Below are 1,979 nucleotides of genomic sequence, written 5' to 3'. Positions count from 1 at the left end.
GGCTACGACACCGTCGGCACGGTCGTCGTGCAGGCGCCCGAGCACGTCGTGGAGAACGAGCGTGCTCTGGCCAAAGCCGGGGACGACCCCAGGAAGCGGCGGAAGATCGTCCGCAAGAAGCCCCCGGAAGGGTTCGTCTCCTGGGGCACGGCAACCTTCGAACGGCTCGTGGCCGCCGAGCCCGAACCCCTGACGTCGAGCTTCGCCGTCAGCCACTCCATGCTCCTCAACGTGATCAACCGGCCGGGTGACGCCTTCGCCGGCATGTGCCGTCTGCTCACCGACAACCACGAGACCCGGCCCGCCCAGCGCCGGCACATCCGCCGGGCCATCGCTATCTACCGGGCGCTGCTCGCCGCCGGAGTCGTGGAAAAACTTGCCGTGCCGGACGCGACCGGACGCACCGTCCGCCTCACGGTCGACCTGCAGCTCGGCTTCGCCCTCAACCAGCCGCTGTCCCCCTTCGCCCTGGCCGCCCTGGAGCTGCTCGACCGCGACTCGCCCGGCTACGCGCTGGACGTCCTGTCGATTCTTGAGGCCACCCTGGACAACCCTCGTCAGGTCCTGTCCGCCCAGCAGTTCAAGGCCCGTGGCGAGGCCGTCGCCCAGATGAAGGCGGACGGCGTCGAGTACGAACAGCGCCTCGAACTGCTGGAGACGGTCACCTATCCCAAACCGCTGGACGAACTCCTCGGCGCCGCGTTCGCGACATACCGGCGCGGTCACCCGTGGGTCGCCGACCACGAACTCGCGCCCAAGTCGGTGGTGCGGGACATGTACGAGCGGGCCATGACCTTCGTCGAGTACATCGGGTTCTACGGCCTGGCCCGCTCCGAGGGGCTGCTGCTGCGCTACCTGGCCGACGCCTACAAGGCCCTGCGGCAGACCGTCCCCGAGGAGGCCAGGACCGAGGAGCTGACCGATCTCACCGAGTGGCTGGGGGAACTGGTCCGCCAGGTCGACTCCAGCCTGCTGGACGAGTGGGAGCAGCTGCGCAACCCGACACCGGACGGCCCGCCCGTTCGAATCGACTCCCAGCCCCCGGCGGTGACCGCCAACGTCCGCGCGTTCCGGGTGCTCGTCCGCAACGCGCTGTTCCGGCGGGTGGAACTGGCGGCGCTGCGGCGCTATGACGATCTCGGCGCGCTCGACGCCGACGCCGGCTGGGACGCCGACCGGTGGGAGCAGGCCCTGCGGCTGTACTTCGACCTCCACGACGAGATCGGCACCGGCCCCGACGCCCGCGGCCCCGGATTTCTGATCATCGACACCGAGCCGGGGCGCTGGACGCTGCGGCAGATATTCGCCGACCCGGCCGGCGACCACGACTGGGGCATCAGCGCCGAGGTCGACCTCGCCGCCTCCGACGAGGCCGGCAGCGCCGTCCTGCGTGTCACCGCCGTCGACCAGCTCTGAGCGACCCGGGGACCTGGGCCTACGGAAAGTCCCCCGAGAGTTATTCAAAACTCCCCGATCAAGATCTTTAGCGGCGCTCCGACCTGTGACGATGCATGATCTAGATCACCTGAGCTAGAGGTTCTGAATAAGCTTCCTGGATTGGGAAGGGCGGGGCAGCGGTCCACGTGGCTTGGCGCGGCCATACTGTGGGTGTTCCCGTTGTTTACTCCGCCCGTCGCCGAGCACGTGCAGCAGGAGTTCGAACATGATCCGTCAGCACGGTCGGGGGAACTTGCACAGCTGTTCATGCGTATCGAGCTTCTCAGGATGCTCCACAACTTCGTTGACCATCCTGATCTGGAAAATCCGCTACCTCTGCACCGCAGATCAACTGACCGGGAAACTGAAAGATGACCAGCCGTAGATTTGCCCCGCACACTCCGACTGCGAGAGACGGGGACAGTCAGGTGCTGAGCGGCGGATTTGGTAAGGATAAAAACGTCCTACAACTTGTAGGAATGATCGGCCAGCCGGCCATCGGTCACCAGGAACCAGGAACCAGGAACCAGGATATTTGTTTC

Annotated in this window: 1 protein-coding gene; it reads left to right on the top strand. The window is 66.4% G+C overall.

Going from position 1 to position 1,979, the window contains the following annotated elements; translation table 11 throughout:
- Positions 1-1,416 (top strand): DUF3516 domain-containing protein (locus DD1DGNOD_RS08320; protein ID WP_131769828.1); only part of this gene is annotated, 1,416 nt, incomplete at its 5' end.
- Positions 1,417-1,979: the final 563 nt, after the last annotated feature.

The sequence above is a fragment of the Candidatus Protofrankia californiensis genome (assembly GCF_900634765.1).
Lineage (GTDB): Bacteria > Actinomycetota > Actinomycetes > Frankiales > Frankiaceae > Protofrankia > Protofrankia californiensis.
This window is presented reverse-complemented; position numbering and strand designations above follow the sequence as displayed.